We start from the raw sequence: 17515 nt of genomic DNA on the forward strand, positions 1-17515 counted from the left end.
CGGATCAGGCGTCCAGAATGGCCTTGATCGCGCCCGAGACCTCGTCGATCTCCGCCAGGCCGTCGACCCCGGTCAGGTCGCCCTTGGCATAGTAATAGCCGATCAGCGGCGAGGTCTTCTTGTAGTATTCCATCAGCCGCTGCCGCAGGCTGGTCTCGTTGTCGTCGGCCCGGCGCTTGAATTCGGTGCCGCCGCATTTGGTGCATTTGCCGTCGGCCGGGATCGGCCTGGTCAGGTCGTTGTAGACCTCGCCGCAGCTGCCGCAGGTCGACCGCGCGGTGATCCGGGCGACGAGCGCCTCGTCATCGACGCGCATCTCGATCACCGCATCGAGCTTTTGCCCCATCCGGTCCAGCAGCGCGCCAAGCGCATCGGCCTGGGCCAGCGTCCGCGGAAAGCCGTCGAAGATGAACCCGCCCCCGGCGCCCGACTCGAGCTTTTCGGCGATCAGGCCGATCACGATCTCGTCGGTCACCAGTTCGCCGCGGTCCATGACCTCGGCCACCTTCCGTCCCATCTCGGTGCCCGAGCTGCGCGCCTCGCGCAGCATGTCACCGGTGGAAAGCTGGGTCATGCCCCGTTCCTCCACGAGCCGGCGGGCTTGCGTACCCTTACCGGCTCCGGGGGGGCCCAGTAGGATGATGTTCATCTGCGAGCTGTCCCTTTTCTTGCGCCTTTGCGCTTGCGCCTGAGTTGCGATTTCTCGATCAGCCCCTCGTACTGATGCGCCAGCAGGTGGGACTGGATCTGTTGGATCGTGTCCATCGTCACCGAGACCACGATCAGGACGGACGTACCGCCGAAGTAGAACGGAATGGCCAGCTGCGAGCGCAGGATCTCGGGCAGGAGGCACACGAGCGCCAGATAGGCCGAGCCCAGCACCAGAACCCGGGTCACGACATAGTCCAGATAGTCCTGGGTTCGCTTGCCGGGCCGAATGCCGGGGATGAAGCCGTTCTGGTTCTTGAGGTTGTCGGCCACGTCCTCGGTCTTGAAGGCCACGTTGAACGTGTAGAAGTAGGTGAAGAACACGATCATGGCCGAGAAGAACAGCAGGTACAGCGGCTGACCGGGCCCGAAATAGGCCAGGATCACCGACATCACCGGACCGGTCTGGGCGCCCGAGAAGGTCGAGATGGTCGTGGGCAACAGCAGCAGCGACGAGGCGAAGATCGCCGGGATGACGCCCGCCGGGTTGACCTTGACCGGCAGGTGGCTCGACCCGCCGTCATACATCTTCATGCCGACCTGACGGCGCGGATACTGGATATGGATCTTGCGCAGCGCGCGTTCCATGAAGACCACGAAGGCGATCACCAGGACGACCATCACCAGAACGCCGATGATCACGCCCGGATGGATCGCGCCGGACCGCCCCTGGCTGAGGAACTGCGCCAGCGCCGCCGGAGCCTGGGCGATGATGCCGACGAAGATGATCAGCGAGATGCCATTGCCGACGCCCCGCGCGGTGATCTGTTCGCCCAGCCACATCAGGAACATGGTGCCGCCGACGATGGTGATGACCGTCGAGGCCCGGAAGAACCAGCCCGGATCGGTCGCCAGATTGCCCGCCTCGAGGCTGACCGCCAGACCGTAGGCCTGGAAGGCCGCCAGCAACACCGTGCCGTAGCGGGTATACTGGTTGATCTTCTTGCGGCCCTGTTCGCCCTCTTTCTTGAGCGCCTCGAGCTGCGGGACCATCGCCGCCAGAAGCTGGACGATGATCGAGGCCGAGATATACGGCATGATCCCCAGAGCGAAGATCCCCATCCGTCCCAGCGCGCCGCCGGTGAACATCGACAGGATGCCGCCGAGCCCGGTCGAGGCGCGCTCCATGAAGTCGCGAAGCGCCGCCCCGTCGATGCCGGGAACGGGGATGTAGGTGCCAAGCCGGTAGACGATCAGAAGCCCCAGGGTGAACAGGATCCTCTGGCGAAGCTCGGTGGCCTTGCCGAAGGCCCCCCAGCTCATGTTCGCCGCCATTTGCTCTGCTGCTGATGCCATGCTGAGCCTCTTTCAAGGACAGCGCCGCCGGACCGTCTTCCGGCTCCGGCGGCGCATTGGAAAACTAGGGCAGATTTAAGCGGCGAGGACGCCGCCCACAATCCCTTAATTCGAAGCCTTACGCGGCCTCGGCCGAAACGGTCGCGACCTTGAGCGACCCGCCGGCCTTCTCGACCGCCTCGATGGCGGCTTTCGACGCGCCGGTGACTTCGATCGAAAGCTTCGAAGTCACCTCGCCTTTCGCCAGCACGCGGACGCCATCGAGCTTGCGGCGCACCAGACCCGAGGCGATCAGCGCATCTTCGGTGATCGCGGCCGAGCCATCGAGCTTGCCGGCGTCGACGAATTTCTGGATCAGGCCCAGGTTCACCACCGCATAGGCCTTGCGGTTCGGCTTGTTGAAGCCGCGCTTGGGCAGACGTTGGTAGAGCGGCATCTGACCGCCCTCATACCCGTTGATCGCCACGCCCGAGCGGGATTTCTGACCCTTGATACCGCGACCGGCGGTCTTGCCCTTGCCGGAGCCCGGGCCGCGGCCGACCCGTTTGGCTTTCTTGGCGGCGCCGTCATTGTCGCGCAGTTCATGCAGTTTCATGTCGCTTCTCCTTTGCCGGACGCGCCCCCGAAGCGAATTGGGCGGCCACGGCGTTTCTTGATTGGTTTCGTGCAGCCCTGCTGGGCCACCGGGGGCGTATAGACGCAGAGCCGCCGCGAAGCAAGGGATTCGCGGGCGCCCGCTTCCGGCGCCCCGCCCTGCCCCGCGCTGCCCTGCCCGCGCCGGGGCGTCCCCGCGAAACGGAAAAGGCGCCCCGGATGTCCGGAGCGCCTTTCAGATCTGCGAACGGGCGATCAGCCGCGTTCTTCGATGATCTCGACCAGGTGCGGGATCTTGGCGACCATGCCGCGGATCGCGGGGGTGTCTTCCAGTTCCCGGGTCTTGTGCATCTTGTTCAGCCCCAGACCGATCAGGGTCCGGCGCTGGATGTCGGGGCGGCGGATCGGCGAGCCGATCTGCTTGACGACGATGGTCTTGGCCATGCTCGGATCTCCTTACGCTTCGGCCGCTTCGGCAACCGGCGCATCGTCCTTCTTGAGGATTTCAGCGACCTTCTTGCCACGGCGTTGCGCAACCTGACGCGGCGAGCTTTCGCGGGCAAGCCCGTCCAGCGTCGCGCGGATCATGTTGTAGGGGTTTTGCGAACCGATCGACTTGGCGACCACGTCCTGGACGCCCAGCATCTCGAACACGGCGCGCATCGGACCGCCGGCGATGATCCCGGTCCCTTGCGGGGCGGTGCGCATCACGACGCGGCCCGCGCCATGGCGGCCCTCGATGTCATGGTGCAGGGTGCGGCCTTCGCGCAGCGGGACGCGCATCAGGCTGCGTTTGGCCTGCTCGGTCGCCTTGCGGATCGCCTCCGGCACTTCCTTGGCCTTGCCCTTGCCGAAGCCGACGCGGCCTTTCTGGTCGCCCACCACCACGAGAGCGGCAAAGCCGAAGCGCTTGCCCCCCTTCACGGTCTTGGACACGCGGTTGATCGCCACGAGACGATCGGCGAATTCCGGGGTTTCCTCGCGATCGCGACGGTCCCGGCGGTTCTCACGTTCTGCCATATCTCGTCTCCTTAGAACTTCAGGCCGCCTTCACGCGCGGCGTCGGCCAAGGCCTTGACGCTGCCGTGAAAGAGGAAGCCGCCGCGGTCGAAGTAGCATTCCTCGACGCCGGCTTTCTTGGCGCGCTCGGCAATCGCCGACCCCACCTTGGCAGCCGCCTCGACGTTGTTCTTGCCGATGACGCCCAGCTCTTTCTCGAGCGAGGACGCCGCGGCCAGGGTCACGCCCTGAACGTCGTCGATCAGCTGCACGCTGATGTTCTTGTTGCTGCGATGAACCGACAGGCGAAGCCGCCCGGCATTCATCTTGCGAAGCTTGTTCCGAACGCGCAGGCGGCGTTTCAGGAACAGGTGTCTTTTGCTGTTTGCCATCTGTCGCGCCCTTACTTCTTCTTGCCTTCCTTGCGGAAGATGAACTCGCCCTTGTAGCGGATGCCCTTGCCCTTGTAGGGCTCGGGGCCGCGCCACTCGCGGATGTTCGCGGCGACCTGGCCGACCTGTTGCTGGTCGATGCCTTCCACCACGATCTCGGTCGGTTTCGGGGCGGTCACGGTGATGCCCTGCGGAACCTCGAAGTTGACTTCGTGCGAGTAGCCGAGGTTCAGCTTGAGCACGTTGCCCTGCATCGCGGCCCGGTAGCCGACGCCCTGGATCTCAAGCTCGCGCTTGAAGCCCTCGGTCACGCCCTTGACGAGGTTCTGAACCATCGTCCGGGACATGCCCCATTGCTGACGGGCGCGCTTGGACGTGCCGCGCGGGGTGACGCTGACGGCGTTTTCCTCGACCGCGATGGTGACATCGTCGGTCGCGGTAAAGCTGCGGGTGCCCTTGGGCCCCTTCACTTCGACGGTCTGGCCGGAGACGGATGCCGAAACACCCGACGGCAGCTCGACCGGTTTCTTACCAATACGAGACATTGCCTTCCTCCTTAGAACACCGTGCAGAGCACTTCGCCGCCGACATTCGCCGACCGCGCAGCCGCATCCGACATCACGCCCTTCGACGTCGACACGATCGAGACACCCAGACCCTGGCGCACCGAGGGCAGGTCCTTCACGCTCATGTAGACGCGCCGGCCGGGGGTCGAGACGCGCTTGACTTCGCGAATGACCGGCTGGCCTTCATAGTATTTCAGGCTGACTTCCAGCTCGGGCAGGCCGGTCTTGCCGGTCGTCGCCTCGTAGCCGCGGATGTAGCCTTCGTCTTTCAGCACGTCCAGCACCCAGGCACGAAGCTTGGAGGCGGGCGTACGCACCGTCGATTTGCCACGCATCTGCGCGTTGCGGATGCGGGTCAGCATATCGCCGAGAGGATCGTTCACAGACATCTCTTCCCCTCCTTACCAGCTCGACTTCACCATGCCGGGGATCTGGCCCATCGAGCCCAGATCGCGCAGCATGATCCGCGAGATTTTCAACTTGCGGTAATAGGCGTGCGGACGCCCGGTGAGCTGGCAGCGGTTGTGCAGCCGGGTAGCCGAGGAATTGCGCGGCAGCTTGGCGAGCTTGAGGCGCGCCTTGAACCGCTCTTCCATCGGAAGATCCTCGTTGGTCGCGATTTCTTTCAGCTTGGCGCGTTTGGCGGCGTATTTCTCCACCAGGCGCTGGCGCTTGAGTTCGCGCTCGACCATAGATTTCTTAGCCATGTGGTGTTCTCCCTCCCGCGATCAGCTGTTGAACGGCATGTTGAAATGCTTCAACAGCGCCTTCGCTTCCGCGTCGGTGCTCGCGGTGGTGGCAATGACGATATCCATGCCCCAGACCTCGTCGACCTTGTCGTACTCGATCTCGGGGAACACGATGTGCTCTTTCAGGCCCATCGCGTAGTTGCCGCGGCCATCGAAGGACTTGCCGGGGACACCCCGGAAGTCGCGAACGCGGGGCATCGCGATGGTGATGAGGCGGTCGAGGAATTCGTACATCCGGTCGCCGCGCAGCGTGACCTTGGTCCCGAGCGGCATGTCCTCACGGACCCGGAAGCCGGCGATCGATTTCTTGGCCTTGGTGATGACCGCTTTCTGACCGGCGATCCGGCTGAGGTCTTCCTGGGCGGATTTCGACTTCTTGGAATCGCGCACCGCTTCGGCGCCGCAGCCGATGTTCAGCACGATCTTGTCGAGCCGCGGGATCATCATGTCGTTCTTGTAGGCGAACTCTTCCTTCAGAGCGCCCCGGATGGTTTCCCGGTAGAGCGCCTTGAGGCGCGGGGTGTAGGTGGCAGCATCAAGCATCGATCACTTCCCCCGATTTCTTGGCAAAACGAACCTTCTTGCCGTCTTCCACGCGGAAGCCGACGCGGGTCGGGCCGCCCTCTTTGGGGTCGACCATGGCGAGGTTCGACAGGTCGATCGGCATGGCTTTCGGCATGCGGCCGCCCTGGCTCGTCTGGGTCTGGCGCTGGTGGCGGACCGCCATGTTCAGGCCCTCGACCACGGCCTTGCCGGCCTTGGGGTCGACCGACAGGATGGTGCCTTCACGACCCTTGTCCTTGCCGGCGAGCAGGACGACCTTGTCGCCCTTCTTAAGCTTGGCAGCCATCAGAGCACCTCCGGAGCCAGCGAGATGATCTTCATGAAGTTCTTCGCGCGCAGTTCGCGCACGACGGGCCCGAAGATCCGGGTGCCGACAGGTTCGTTGTTGTTGTTGAGGATCACGGCGGCGTTGCGATCGAAGCGGATCGCGGTGCCGTCCTCGCGACGGACTTCCTTGGCCGTGCGCACGACGACAGCCTTGCGGACATCGCCTTTCTTGACGCGGCCGCGCGGAATGGCTTCCTTGACGGAAACGACGATGATGTCGCCGACAGAAGCGTATTTCCGCTTGGACCCACCGAGGACCTTGATGCACTGCACCCGGCGTGCGCCGGAGTTGTCAGCGACATCCAGATTGGTCTGCATCTGGATCATTTGGTTTCTCCCGACCTTTGGGAACTGGTCCCAGGGTTTCGCTCAAACCGGAAGGCGGTACAGGTCAGACCTGCGCCACCACCTCCCAGCGTTTCGTCTTCGACTTCGGCGCGCATTCCTGAATGCGGACCGTGTCGCCCACCTTGAAGGTGTTGTTCTCGTCGTGAGCCCGGTATTTCTTGGACTTACGGATGGTCTTTTTCAGCACGGGGTGCGTGAAGCGGCGTTCGACCAGGACGGTGACGGTCTGATCGTTCAGATCGCTGGTCACGGTGCCTTGCAGGATACGTTTGGGCATCTGTCAGGCTCCCCTTATTCCGACGCCTTGGCGGCTTTTTCGTTCAGCACCGTCTTCACGCGGGCGACGTCGCGGCGGACTTCGCGGATGCGGGCGGTGTTCTCGAGCGCGCTCGTGGCCTGCTGAAAGCGCAGGTTGAAGGCCTCTTTCTTCAGGCTCGCCAGCGCATCGCGCAGCTGGTCGGGCGTCTTGTCTCGCAGTTCCTGGGCGTTCATCGCCTTTTTCGTCCTTTCAACATCAACGGAGGGCCCCAAGCCTCTCGCGAGGGTCACCCTGATTCCGATGGAGGTTCGCGGATGAGAGGCCCGCATAAGCCCCTAACCCGAATAAAGCAAGCCCCGATCGCATCCGCCCGTCCGGGCCGCGCCTCGGGAACCACCGGAAAGGAAAGGCCCCCGCCTTGGCGCGGGGGCCCCTCGTGATTTCAGGCGACCGGAATTACCAGTCTTCGCGTTCGACGATCCGGGTCTTGATCGGCAGCTTCATGGCCGCAAGACGCAGCGCCTCGCGGGCGATGGCCTCGTTGACACCGTCGATCTCGAACATGATCCGGCCCGGCTTGATCTTCGCGGCCCAGAAATCGACGGAGCCCTTCCCTTTACCCATCCGGACCTCGGTCGGTTTCGATGAGACGGGGGTGTCGGGGAAGATCCGGATCCAGACCCGGCCCTGACGTTTCATGTGGCGGGTCAGGGCGCGGCGGGCAGCCTCGATCTGACGCGCGGTCACTCGCTCGGGCTCGGTCGCCTTCAGGCCGAAATGGCCGAAGTTGAGCTCGAATCCGCCTTTAGCCTGGCCGTGAATCCGGCCCTTGTGCATCTTGCGGAATTTCGTGCGCTTGGGTTGCAGCATCTCTGTTCTCCTTCAGGGCTCAGCGGCGCGGACGGGACGGGCCGCTCCCGCCCTCCTGGAGCTCTGCCTGACGACGGTCGCGGGCACTGGGATCGTGCTCCATGATCTCGCCTTTGAAGATCCAGACCTTGATGCCGATGATGCCGTAGGGCGTCGTGGCTTCGGCGGTGGCATAGTCGATGTCGGCGCGCAGCGTGTGCAGCGGCACCCGGCCTTCGCGATACCATTCCGTCCGGGCGATCTCGGCGCCGCCGAGGCGGCCCGACACGTTGACCCGGATACCCAGCGCCCCCATGCGCATGGCGTTCTGCACCGACCGTTTCATCGCGCGGCGGAAGCTGACCCGGCGTTCCAGCTGATGGGCGATCGATTCCGCCACCAGCTGACCGTCAAGCTCGGGCTTGCGGACCTCGACGATGTTCAGGTGCAGCTCGCTCTTGGTCATGTTGGCAAGCTTCTTGCGCAGCGTCTCGATATCCGCGCCTTTCTTGCCGATGATCACGCCCGGACGCGCCGTGTGGATCGTCACCCGGCATTTCTTGTGCGGACGCTCGATGATGATGCGGCTGACGCCGGCCTGCTTGCACTCGTCCTTGATGAACTCGCGCATCTTGACGTCTTCCAGAAGAAGATCGCCGTAATCCTTGGTGTCGGCGTACCAGCGGCTGTCCCAGGTCCGGTTGACCTGGAGGCGCATGCCGATCGGATTGACCTTGTGACCCATTAGGCTTGCTCCTCGACCTGGCGGACCTTGATGGTGAGTTCCGAGAACGGCTTGATGATCTTGCCGAACCGGCCACGGGCGCGCGGCTGCCCGCGCTTCAGCGTCAGGTTCTTGCCCACATAGGCCTCGGCCACGATCAGTTCGTCGACGTCGAGGTTGTGGTTGTTCTCGGCGTTGGCGATCGCGGACTGAAGGCATTTCTTCACGTCTTCGGCGATCCGCTTCTTCGAGAAGGTCAGATCGGCGAGCGCACGGTCGACCTTCTTGCCGCGGATCATCGCAGCGACCAGGTTCAGCTTCTGCGGAGAGGTGCGAAGCATGCGCGTCTTGGCCATCGCTTCATTCTCGGCCACGCGGCGGGGGTTCTTTGCCTTGCCCATGACGCTTACCTCTTCTTCGCTTTCTTGTCGGCCGCGTGACCGTAATAGGTCCGGGTCGGCGAATATTCACCGAACTTCTGGCCGATCATCTCTTCGGTCACCAGCACGGGAATATGCTTGTGGCCGTTGTAGACGCCAAAGGTGAGCCCCACGAACTGGGGCAGGATGGTCGAGCGGCGCGACCAGATCTTGATGATCTCGTTGCGGCTCGACTCGCGGGCTTTCTCGGCCTTCTTGAGGACATAAGAGTCGACGAAGGGGCCTTTCCAGACAGAACGAGACATGGCTTAGCGACCCTTCTTGCGCGCGTGACGGGACCGGAGGATGTACTTGTCGGTCGCCTTGTTGCGGCGCGTCTTGGCGCCTTTGGTCGGCTTGCCCCAGGGGGTCACCGGGTGGCGGCCGCCCGAAGTCCGGCCTTCACCGCCGCCATGGGGGTGGTCGATCGGGTTCATCACGACGCCGCGGACCGACGGGCGTTTGCCCAGATGGCGGTTGCGGCCGGCTTTACCGAGGTTCTGGTTCGAGTTGTCGGGGTTCGACACCGCGCCAACGGTCGCCATGCATTCCTGACGGACCAGGCGCAGCTCGCCCGACGACAGCCGGATCTGCGCATAACCGCCGTCACGGCCGACGAACTGGGCATAGGTGCCCGCGGCGCGCGCGATCTGGCCGCCCTTGCCGGGCTTCAGTTCGACGTTGTGAACGATCGTGCCGATCGGCATGCCGGTGAAGGGCATCGCGTTGCCGGGCTTCACGTCGGCCTTCTTCGAGGCGACGACCTTGTCGCCGACGCCCAGGCGCTGCGGCGCCAGGATGTAGGCCTGTTCGCCATCCTCGTAGCGGATCAGGGCGATGAAGGCGGTCCGGTTCGGGTCGTATTCGATCCGTTCAACGGTGCCGACCACATCGAACTTGGTCCGCTTGAAATCAACGATGCGGTAGAGGCGTTTCGCCCCGCCGCCCCGGCGGCGTGCCGTGATCCGCCCGGCATTGTTCCGGCCGCCCGATTTGGTCAGGCCCTCGGTGAGGGTCTTGACCGGGCGCCCTTTCCAAAGCTCGGAACGGTCGATCAGAACCAGCCCACGCTGGCCCGGCGTCGTCGGCTTGTACGACTTGAGTGCCATGCTTTCTGTCTTCCGTCAGCTTCGGACCTGATTGGTCCGGTTGTCGTCAGGGGTCCGAAAACCCCGCCTTGGTCGAAAAAATCCGGCCCCGGTCGAGCCGGGGCCGAAGATTCGCGGCGTTCTATCAGAGACCGGTGGTCACGTCGATAGTGTTGCCCTCTTCGAGGGTCACATAGGCCTTCTTGACGTTCTTGCGGCGGCCGAGAATGCCCTTGAACCGCTTGACCTTGCCCTTGGTGATGGTGGTGTTGACCGCCTTCACCTTGACGCCGAAGAGGTTCTCCACCGCTTCCTTGATCTCGGGCTTGTTCGCGTCCATCGCCACCTCGAAGACCACGGCATTGGCCTCGGAGGCCATCGTCGCTTTCTCGGTGATGATCGGCTTGCGGATCACGTCGTAATGTTCGGGCTTCACGCTCATTTCAGTCGAGCCTCCAGGGCTTCGACACCCGCCTTGGTGAGCACGAGGGTGTCACGGCGAAGGATGTCATAGACGTTGGCGCCCATCGACGGCAGCACATCGAGACCCTCGATGTTGCGGGCCGCCATGGCGAAGTTCTCGTTCACCTCGGCACCGTCGATGATCAGCACGCGCTTCCAGCCCAGGTTCTTGACCGACTTGGCCAGTTCCGAGGTCTTGGGCGCGGCCATCTCGGCCGATTCCAGAACGATCAGTTCGCCCGCCTTCAGCTTGGCGCTGAGCGCGTGCTTGAGGCCCAGCTTGCGGAATTTCTTCGGCAGGTCGTGGGCATGGCTGCGCGGGGTCGGGCCCTTGTAGACGCCACCCTTGCGGAAGATCGGCGCGTTCCGGTCACCGTGACGCGCGCCGCCGGTGCCCTTCTGGCGATAGATCTTCTTGGTCGAGTAGCTGGTCTCGGACCGGGTCTTGACCTTATGGGTGCCGGCCTGCGCGCGGGCGCGCTGCCAGCGCACCACGCGGTGCAGGATGTCGGTGCGCGGCTCGAGGCCGAAGATCTCGTCGCCGAGATCGACGGTGCCGGCCTTGGCGCCGTCCAGTTTGATCACGTCGAGTTTCATTCTTCGCCTCCTTCGGCGGTCGCTTCGGCAGCGGGCGCCTCGGCCGTGGCCGACTTCAGAGCCGCCGGCAGGACCAGGTTGTCCGGGGTCGGTTTCTTGACCGCGTCCTTGATGGTCACCCAGCCGCCCTTGGCGCCGGGGACGGCACCCTTGATCATGATCAGGCCACGATCGGCGTCGGTCTTCACCACCTGCAGGTTCTGCGTGGTGACGCGGGCCGAGCCCAGGTGACCGGCCATCTTCTTGCCCTTGAACACGCGGCCCGGGTCCTGACATTGACCGGTCGAGCCGTGCGAGCGGTGGCTGACCGACACGCCGTGCGAGGCGCGCAGGCCGCCGAAATTGTGCCGCTTCATGACACCGGCAAAGCCTTTACCGATCGACGTGCCGCTGACATCGACGAACTGGCCTTCGAAATAGTGGTCGGCGGTGATTTCCTCACCGACGCCGATCAGGTTCTCGGGGGCCACGCGGAATTCCGCGAGCTTCCGCTTGGGCGCCACGCTGGCCTTGGCGAAGTGGCCGCGCATCGGGGCCGACACGCGCTTGGCCTTGGCCGAGCCCGCGCCCAGCTGGACCGCGGTGTAGCCGTCGGTTTCGACAGTCCGCTGGGCCACGACCTGGCAGCCGTCAAGCTGCAGGACCGTCACCGGCACCTGACGGCCGTCGTCCATGAACAGCCGGGTCATGCCCAGCTTCTTTGCGATAACTCCAGAGCGCATCTCGGGTGCCCTCCTCAAACCTTGATTTCGACGTCGACACCGGCAGCCAGGTCGAGCTTCATCAGCGCGTCCACGGTCTGGGGGGTCGGGTCGATAATGTCGAGAAGCCGCTTGTGCGTGCGGATTTCCCATTGATCGCGGGACTTCTTGTCGATGTGGGGACCACGAAGAACCGTGAATTTCTCGATCTTGTTCGGCAGCGGAATAGGCCCGCGCACCTGGGCGCCGGTCCGCTTGGCGGTATTCACGATCTCCTGCGTGCTGGCATCCAGAACGCGGTAGTCGAAGGCCTTCAGCCGAATGCGGATATTCTGACTTTGCATGTTTTTGTGCCCTCAGGCTGAAGGGCGGGTCCGACGGACCCGCCCGGGCCTTTTCGTTACTTGATGATCTTGGAGACGACGCCGGCGCCGACGGTGCGGCCGCCTTCGCGGATGGCGAAGCGGAGCTTCTCTTCCATCGCGATCGGCGCGATCAGCTCGACCGTGAACTTCAGGTTGTCACCCGGCATCACCATCTCGGTGCCCTCGGGCAGCTGAACCGTCCCGGTCACGTCCGTCGTCCGGAAGTAGAACTGCGGACGGTAGTTCGCAAAGAACGGCGTGTGACGGCCACCCTCTTCCTTGGTCAGGATATAGGCCTCGGCCTCGAACACCGTATGCGGCGTCACCGAACCCGGCTTGCACAGAACCTGGCCGCGTTCCACCTGGTCGCGGTCGATGCCGCGCAGCAGCGCCCCGATGTTGTCGCCCGCCTCGCCGCGATCCAGCAGCTTGCGGAACATCTCGACGCCCGTGCAGGTCGTCTTCTTGGTGTCGCGGATGCCGACGATTTCAAGCTCGTCGCCCACGTTCACAACGCCACGCTCGACACGGCCGGTCACAACCGTGCCACGGCCCGAGATCGAGAACACGTCCTCGATCGGCATCAGGAACGGCTGGTCGATCGGACGGTCCGGCGTCGGGATGTAGGCATCGACCGCAGCCATCAGTTCCTTGATCTTGGTCTCGCCGATTTCCGGATCGCGGCCTTCCATCGCCGCCAGCGCCGAGCCCGCAACGATCGGAATGTCATCGCCGGGGAAGTCGTAGGAGGACAGAAGTTCGCGCACTTCCATTTCCACGAGCTCCAGCAGCTCTTCGTCATCCACCTGGTCGACCTTGTTCAGGAACACCACCAGCGCGGGCACGCCCACCTGACGCGCCAGCAGGATGTGTTCGCGGGTCTGCGGCATCGGGCCGTCGGCCGCGTTCACCACCAGGATCGCGCCGTCCATCTGCGCAGCCCCCGTGATCATGTTCTTCACGTAGTCGGCGTGGCCGGGGCAGTCCACGTGCGCGTAGTGCCGCGCCTCGGTCTCGTATTCCACGTGCGCCGTCGAGATCGTGATCCCGCGCGCTTTCTCTTCCGGCGCCGCGTCGATCTGGTCGTAGGCCTTGAAGTCCCCGAAGTACTTCGTGATCGCAGCCGTCAGCGTCGTCTTCCCGTGGTCAACGTGGCCGATCGTGCCGATGTTAACGTGCGGTTTCGTCCGTTCGAACTTTGCCTTACCCATGGTGGCCTCCTCTAGTTCCTTGATGGCGGGCGCTGCCGAGGGGCGCGCGCCCGGCCCGTGTCACGTTCAGGCGTATTTCGCCTGGATCTCGTCGCTGATGTTCTGCGGGACCGGCTCGTAATGGTCGAACTGCATCGTGAACACGGCGCGGCCCGAGGACATCGAGCGCAGCGTGTTGATGTAGCCGAACATGTTGGCCAGCGGCACCATGGCGTTGATCACGTTGGCATTGCCGCGGGTATCCTGGCCCTGCACCATGCCGCGACGGCTGGTCAGGTCGCCGATGATCCCACCGGTATATTCCTCGGGCGTCACCACCTCGACCTTCATGATCGGCTCAAGCAGCCGGGCACCGGCCTTCTTGAGACCTTCGCGCATCCCTGCGCGGGTCGCGATTTCGAACGCCAGAACCGACGAGTCGACGTCGTGGAAGGCACCGTCGACAAGCGCGACCTTGAGGTCGATCACCGGGAAACCGGCCAGCGGGCCCGAATCCATGACCGACTTGATGCCCTTCTCGACGCCGGGGATGTATTCCTTCGGCACCGCACCGCCGACGATCCGGCTTTCGAACGAGTAGCCCTCGCCCGGTTCGGTCGGCATGATTTCCAGCTTGACGCGGGCGAACTGGCCCGTGCCGCCGGTCTGTTTCTTGTGCGTGTAGTCGACCTCGGCCTTGTGGCTGATGGTTTCGCGGTAGGCCACCTGCGGAGCGCCGATATTCGCCTCGACCTTGAACTCCCGCTTCATGCGGTCGACCAGGATGTCGAGGTGAAGTTCACCCATGCCCTTCATGATGGTCTGGCCGGACTCGATGTTGGTCTCGACGCGGAAGGACGGATCCTCGGCCGCGAGACGCTGCAGCGCCAGAGCCATCTTTTCCTGGTCGGCCTTCGATTTCGGCTCGACCGCGATCTCGATCACCGGATCGGGGAAGGTCATGGTTTCCAGAACCACCGGCTTGGAGACGTCGCAAAGCGTGTCGCCCGTGGTGGTTTCCTTCAGACCGGCCAGCGCGATGATGTCGCCCGCAAAGGCTTCATCGATTTCCTCGCGGTTGTTCGAGTGCATCATCATCATCCGACCGACGCGCTCTTTCTTGCCCTTGGTCGAGTTGAGGATCGACTCACCCTTCTTCATCACGCCGGAATAGATCCGGGTGAAGGTCAGCGAGCCGACAAAGGGGTCGTTCATGATCTTGAACGCCAACGCCGAGAAGGGCTCGTCATCGGCAGCATGACGGGCGATGTTGCGCTCTTCGGTCTCGTCATCGGGCAGGAAGCCCATATAGGCGGGCACGTCCAGCGGCGAGGGAAGATAGTCGATCACGGCGTTCAGCAGCGGCTGCACGCCCTTGTTCTTGAAGGCCGAGCCCGCGGTCACCGGCACGAAGGCCAGCGCCAGGGTGCCCTTGCGGATCAGCGCGTGTAGCGTTTCGGTGTCGGGCTCGTTGCCTTCCAGATAGGCCTCCATCGCGTCGTCGTCCTGTTCGACGGCGAGCTCGATGAGGTTCGAGCGCCATTCATCGGCCTCGTCCTTCAGCTCGGGACGGATCTCCTGACGGGTCCAAGACGCGCCCAGATCCTCGCCTTTCCAGGTCCATTCTTCCATCGTGACGAGGTCGATGATGCCTTCCAGCTTGTCCTCGGCGCCGATCGGCAGGGCGATCGGGCACGGGGTCGCGCCGGTGCGGTCCTTGATCATCTTCACGCAGTTGAAGAAGTCGGCACCGATCTTGTCCATCTTGTTGACGAAGACGATGCGCGGAACCTTGTAGCGGTCCGCCTGACGCCAGACGGTCTCGGTCTGCGGCTCGACGCCGGCATTGGCGTCGAGAAGGCAGATCGCACCGTCGAGCACGGCCAGCGAGCGTTCGACCTCGATGGTGAAGTCGACGTGGCCGGGGGTGTCGATGATGTTGAACCGGTACTTGGTGTCCGAGGTCCCTTCCGCGGACGGATCTTCCTGGCGCTGCCAGAAGGTCGTGGTCGCAGCCGAGGTGATGGTGATCCCCCGCTCTTGCTCCTGCTCCATCCAGTCCATGGTCGCGGCGCCGTCATGGACTTCGCCGAGCTTGTGGGACTTGCCGGTGTAAAAGAGGATGCGCTCGGTCGTCGTGGTCTTGCCCGCATCGATGTGGGCCATGATCCCGAAGTTCCGGTAGCGTTGAAGAGGATAAGCGCGGGCCATTGGAAGGGTCCTAGAGGCTAAAGGTCAGTTACCAGCGATAATGGCTGAACGCTTTGTTCGCGTCGGCCATCTTGTGGGTGTCTTCGCGTTTCTTGACGGCGGTGCCGCGGGACTGGACCGCGTCCATCAGTTCGCCGGCAAGCCGTTCTTCCATGGTGTTCTCGTTGCGCTTGCGGCTGGCATCGATCAGCCAGCGGATCGCAAGGGCCTCGCGGCGCTCGGGGCGCACTTCGACCGGAACCTGGTAGGTGGCACCGCCGACCCGGCGCGAGCGAACCTCGACGGCGGGTTTCACGTTGTCGAGCGCTTCGTGGAAGACCTCGACCGGAGCGCGTTTCAGGCGGGTCTCGACGCGGTCGAGCGCGCTGTAGACGATGCGTTCGGCGACCGATTTCTTGCCGTCGACCATCAGGTTGTTCATGAACTTCGTCAGCACGCGATCGCCAAACTTGGCGTCGGGCAGGATTTCGCGCTTCTCGGCAGCGTGACGGCGGGACATCTACGTCTCTCCTTACTTCGGACGCTTCGCGCCGTATTTCGAGCGGCGCTGCTTACGGTCTTTGACGCCCTGGGTGTCCAGCACACCGCGGAGGATGTGATAGCGGACACCGGGAAGGTCTTTCACCCGGCCGCCGCGGATCAGCACGACCGAGTGTTCCTGCAGGTTGTGGCTTTCGCCGGGGATGTAGCTGATGACCTCGAAGCCGTTGGTCAGACGCACTTTGGCGACTTTCCGCATGGCCGAGTTCGGCTTCTTCGGAGTGGTGGTGTAAACGCGCGTGCAGACGCCGCGTTTCTGCGGGCAGGCCTGCAGGTGCTGCGACTTCTGGCGTTTCACTTTCGGCTGCCGCGGCTTGCGGATCAGCTGTTGGATCGTCGGCATTCCGGTTCCCCGTATTGCAACCCGTTCAAATCTCGTCTTCGGTGCGCACCCGCCATTCTCAAACGGCAACGCGAAAACCGCATGCGTTCCCCTGTTCGCGGGAACGACGCGGTGTAGCTCCAGAGGATCGGGGCATGGGAGCCCGGATCATGACCACATCAGTTTCGGTATCAGGCGCGGCAGGTGGATCCACCAGCCCGAAGTGGGCGCGGTATAGGGCGAGTCGAACGGGGTGTCAACACCGCTTGGCCCGCCCGGGCCCCGCGCCCTGCCCCGGCTAGCGCATCCGAAGCGGTACCGGCCCCTGACGGATCGCCAGCCGCCGCTCGCGGTGGAAGGTGTAGACCCCCGTCGCGACCACGATCGAGGCACCGAGAATGGTGAGCCCCGACGGCCATTCGCCGAACACCGCCGCCCCCAGCAGCAGCGCCCAGAGAAGCGCGGTATAGCGGAATGGCGAGACCACGGCCACGTCGCCCACGCGCATCGCCGCGACCGAGGTGACATAGCCGAAGATCAGGAAAAGCGTCGCCCCGGTCAGCTGTGCCCAGGCCAGCGGCGCGATGGGCAGCCAGCGCGCGTCGCTGACGGCAAGCCCGGTCGCGGCGAACAGCATGACCCCCAGTGAGGCGGAGGTCGCGACCGCGGTCGAGGGCACCGCCCCCGACAGCCCTCGGGTCACGAGGTCGCGCAGCGTGACGCAGGCGACCGAGATCAGCGCATAGACCGAATAGAGGGTGAAGCCCTCGGTCCCCGGCCGGACGATCAGCAGGACGCCCGCGAATCCGACCAGGATCGCCAGCCAGCGCCGCCAGCCGACAGGGGCGCCCAGGAAGACCGCGCCCGCCAGCGTCACCGCCAGCGGGATCGCCTGGATGATGGCGGTCACATTGGCCAGCGGCGCGTGAAAGAGCGCGGTGATGTAGAAATAGGCCGCCCCGACCTCGGCCAGGGTCCGCAGCGCAATCCGGCCCTGATCGCGGCGCGGCAGGCGCAGCCTGAGGCCGCCCGTGGCCAGCCCGAAAACGATCAGAAGCGCCGAGGTGCCAAGCCCGCGCAGGAACACCGCCTGAAAGAACGGTACGCTGTCCGAAGCCGCCTTCATGCAGGCATCGTTGAAGGTGAAGGCGGCCATGCTGATCATCATCAGGACGGCGCCGCGCATGTTGTCGGAGAGGGTGGTCATGGAACTGCCTTAGCATCCCGGGCGCCCGGGCGAAGGTC

28 protein-coding genes are annotated in these 17515 nt (G+C 64.1%); all 28 read right to left on the minus strand.

Annotation, left to right across the window (positions count from 1 at the left end):
- Positions 1–4 precede the first annotated feature (4 nt).
- The 28 genes from EV657_RS06000 to EV657_RS06135 all read right to left on the minus strand — a co-directional run bounded on the left by EV657_RS06000 (position 5) and on the right by EV657_RS06135 (position 17477).
- Positions 5–649 (minus strand): adenylate kinase, encoded by a 645-nt coding sequence (locus tag EV657_RS06000; protein ID WP_113669690.1) that lies wholly within the window; start codon positions 647–649, stop codon positions 5–7.
- Entirely contained in the window at positions 646–2004 is a 1359-nt protein-coding gene (gene secY, locus EV657_RS06005) for a preprotein translocase subunit SecY (RefSeq protein ID WP_075784677.1), read from the minus strand. The genes EV657_RS06000 and secY overlap by 4 nt, the downstream gene beginning before the upstream one ends.
- Before the next feature lie 118 nt (positions 2005–2122).
- Entirely contained in the window at positions 2123–2599 is a 477-nt protein-coding gene (gene rplO, locus EV657_RS06010; protein ID WP_134077405.1) for a 50S ribosomal protein L15, read from the minus strand.
- Positions 2600–2853: 254 nt separating this feature from the next.
- Positions 2854–3042 (minus strand): 50S ribosomal protein L30, encoded by a 189-nt coding sequence (gene rpmD, locus EV657_RS06015; RefSeq protein ID WP_075784675.1) that lies wholly within the window; start codon positions 3040–3042, stop codon positions 2854–2856.
- A gap of 12 nt (positions 3043–3054) precedes the next feature.
- Entirely contained in the window at positions 3055–3618 is a 564-nt protein-coding gene (rpsE, locus tag EV657_RS06020; protein WP_075784674.1) for a 30S ribosomal protein S5, read from the minus strand.
- Between the two features lie 11 nt (positions 3619–3629).
- A complete protein-coding gene (gene rplR, locus EV657_RS06025; protein ID WP_075784673.1) occupies positions 3630–3989 on the minus strand; it encodes a 50S ribosomal protein L18 in 360 nt (119 codons plus the stop codon).
- A gap of 11 nt (positions 3990–4000) precedes the next feature.
- Complete coding sequence (gene rplF / locus EV657_RS06030) at positions 4001–4534, minus strand: 50S ribosomal protein L6 (RefSeq protein WP_113669691.1); 534 nt, start codon at positions 4532–4534, stop codon at positions 4001–4003.
- Between the two features lie 11 nt (positions 4535–4545).
- Positions 4546–4944 carry a 30S ribosomal protein S8 gene (gene rpsH / locus EV657_RS06035; RefSeq protein WP_108028827.1) on the minus strand — a complete coding sequence of 133 codons (399 nt, stop codon included), beginning with the start codon at positions 4942–4944 and terminating at the stop codon, positions 4546–4548.
- Between the two features lie 12 nt (positions 4945–4956).
- Positions 4957–5262, minus strand: a complete 306-nt coding sequence (gene rpsN, locus EV657_RS06040; RefSeq protein ID WP_075784671.1) for a 30S ribosomal protein S14 — start codon at positions 5260–5262, stop codon at positions 4957–4959.
- A 21-nt stretch (positions 5263–5283) separates the two neighbouring features.
- A complete protein-coding gene (rplE, locus tag EV657_RS06045) occupies positions 5284–5847 on the minus strand; it encodes a 50S ribosomal protein L5 (RefSeq protein WP_134077406.1) in 564 nt (187 codons plus the stop codon).
- Complete coding sequence (gene rplX / locus EV657_RS06050; RefSeq protein WP_075784669.1) at positions 5840–6154, minus strand: 50S ribosomal protein L24; 315 nt, start codon at positions 6152–6154, stop codon at positions 5840–5842. The genes rplE and rplX overlap by 8 nt, the downstream gene beginning before the upstream one ends.
- Complete coding sequence (rplN, locus tag EV657_RS06055) at positions 6154–6522, minus strand: 50S ribosomal protein L14 (protein WP_005621870.1); 369 nt, start codon at positions 6520–6522, stop codon at positions 6154–6156. Before rplN ends, rplX begins: the two co-directional genes overlap by 1 nt.
- A gap of 64 nt (positions 6523–6586) precedes the next feature.
- Positions 6587–6820, minus strand: a complete 234-nt coding sequence (rpsQ, locus tag EV657_RS06060) for a 30S ribosomal protein S17 (RefSeq protein ID WP_075784668.1) — start codon at positions 6818–6820, stop codon at positions 6587–6589.
- Positions 6821–6834: 14 nt separating this feature from the next.
- Entirely contained in the window at positions 6835–7035 is a 201-nt protein-coding gene (gene rpmC, locus EV657_RS06065) for a 50S ribosomal protein L29 (RefSeq protein ID WP_075784667.1), read from the minus strand.
- Positions 7036–7258: 223 nt separating this feature from the next.
- The gene (gene rplP / locus EV657_RS06070) at positions 7259–7672 is read right to left on the minus strand and encodes a 50S ribosomal protein L16 (protein ID WP_042456826.1); all 414 of its coding nucleotides are present in this window, start codon (positions 7670–7672) and stop codon (positions 7259–7261) included.
- Between the two features lie 19 nt (positions 7673–7691).
- Positions 7692–8396 carry a 30S ribosomal protein S3 gene (gene rpsC / locus EV657_RS06075; protein WP_134077407.1) on the minus strand — a complete coding sequence of 235 codons (705 nt, stop codon included), beginning with the start codon at positions 8394–8396 and terminating at the stop codon, positions 7692–7694.
- Positions 8396–8776, minus strand: a complete 381-nt coding sequence (gene rplV, locus EV657_RS06080) for a 50S ribosomal protein L22 (protein WP_075784664.1) — start codon at positions 8774–8776, stop codon at positions 8396–8398. Before rplV ends, rpsC begins: the two co-directional genes overlap by 1 nt.
- Positions 8777–8781: 5 nt before the next feature.
- Entirely contained in the window at positions 8782–9060 is a 279-nt protein-coding gene (gene rpsS / locus EV657_RS06085) for a 30S ribosomal protein S19 (protein WP_075784663.1), read from the minus strand.
- Positions 9061–9063: 3 nt separating this feature from the next.
- Positions 9064–9903: a 50S ribosomal protein L2 gene (rplB, locus tag EV657_RS06090; RefSeq protein WP_075784662.1), complete on the minus strand. Its 840-nt coding sequence runs from the start codon at positions 9901–9903 to the stop codon at positions 9064–9066.
- 124 nt (positions 9904–10027) lie between these two features.
- Positions 10028–10324, minus strand: coding sequence for a 50S ribosomal protein L23 (locus EV657_RS06095; protein WP_042456841.1), 297 nt, complete (start codon positions 10322–10324; stop codon positions 10028–10030).
- Positions 10321–10941: a 50S ribosomal protein L4 gene (gene rplD / locus EV657_RS06100; protein ID WP_075784661.1), complete on the minus strand. Its 621-nt coding sequence runs from the start codon at positions 10939–10941 to the stop codon at positions 10321–10323. The genes EV657_RS06095 and rplD overlap by 4 nt, the downstream gene beginning before the upstream one ends.
- Entirely contained in the window at positions 10938–11663 is a 726-nt protein-coding gene (rplC, locus tag EV657_RS06105) for a 50S ribosomal protein L3 (protein WP_075784660.1), read from the minus strand. The genes rplD and rplC overlap by 4 nt, the downstream gene beginning before the upstream one ends.
- A 14-nt stretch (positions 11664–11677) precedes the next feature.
- A complete protein-coding gene (gene rpsJ / locus EV657_RS06110; protein WP_042456850.1) occupies positions 11678–11986 on the minus strand; it encodes a 30S ribosomal protein S10 in 309 nt (102 codons plus the stop codon).
- A gap of 56 nt (positions 11987–12042) precedes the next feature.
- Positions 12043–13218, minus strand: a complete 1176-nt coding sequence (gene tuf / locus EV657_RS06115; RefSeq protein ID WP_113669937.1) for an elongation factor Tu — start codon at positions 13216–13218, stop codon at positions 12043–12045.
- A gap of 66 nt (positions 13219–13284) precedes the next feature.
- Positions 13285–15408: an elongation factor G gene (gene fusA / locus EV657_RS06120; RefSeq protein ID WP_113670825.1), complete on the minus strand. Its 2124-nt coding sequence runs from the start codon at positions 15406–15408 to the stop codon at positions 13285–13287.
- A 28-nt stretch (positions 15409–15436) separates the two neighbouring features.
- Positions 15437–15907 carry a 30S ribosomal protein S7 gene (gene rpsG, locus EV657_RS06125; protein ID WP_075784657.1) on the minus strand — a complete coding sequence of 157 codons (471 nt, stop codon included), beginning with the start codon at positions 15905–15907 and terminating at the stop codon, positions 15437–15439.
- 12 nt (positions 15908–15919) lie between these two features.
- Positions 15920–16291 (minus strand): 30S ribosomal protein S12, encoded by a 372-nt coding sequence (gene rpsL / locus EV657_RS06130; protein ID WP_042456862.1) that lies wholly within the window; start codon positions 16289–16291, stop codon positions 15920–15922.
- 277 nt (positions 16292–16568) lie between these two features.
- A complete protein-coding gene (locus tag EV657_RS06135; RefSeq protein ID WP_113670826.1) occupies positions 16569–17477 on the minus strand; it encodes a DMT family transporter in 909 nt (302 codons plus the stop codon).
- Between the last annotated feature and the right edge of the window lie 38 nt (positions 17478–17515).

The organism is Rhodovulum visakhapatnamense, from assembly GCF_004365965.1.
In the GTDB taxonomy this organism is placed as follows: Bacteria; Pseudomonadota; Alphaproteobacteria; order Rhodobacterales; family Rhodobacteraceae; genus Rhodovulum; species Rhodovulum visakhapatnamense.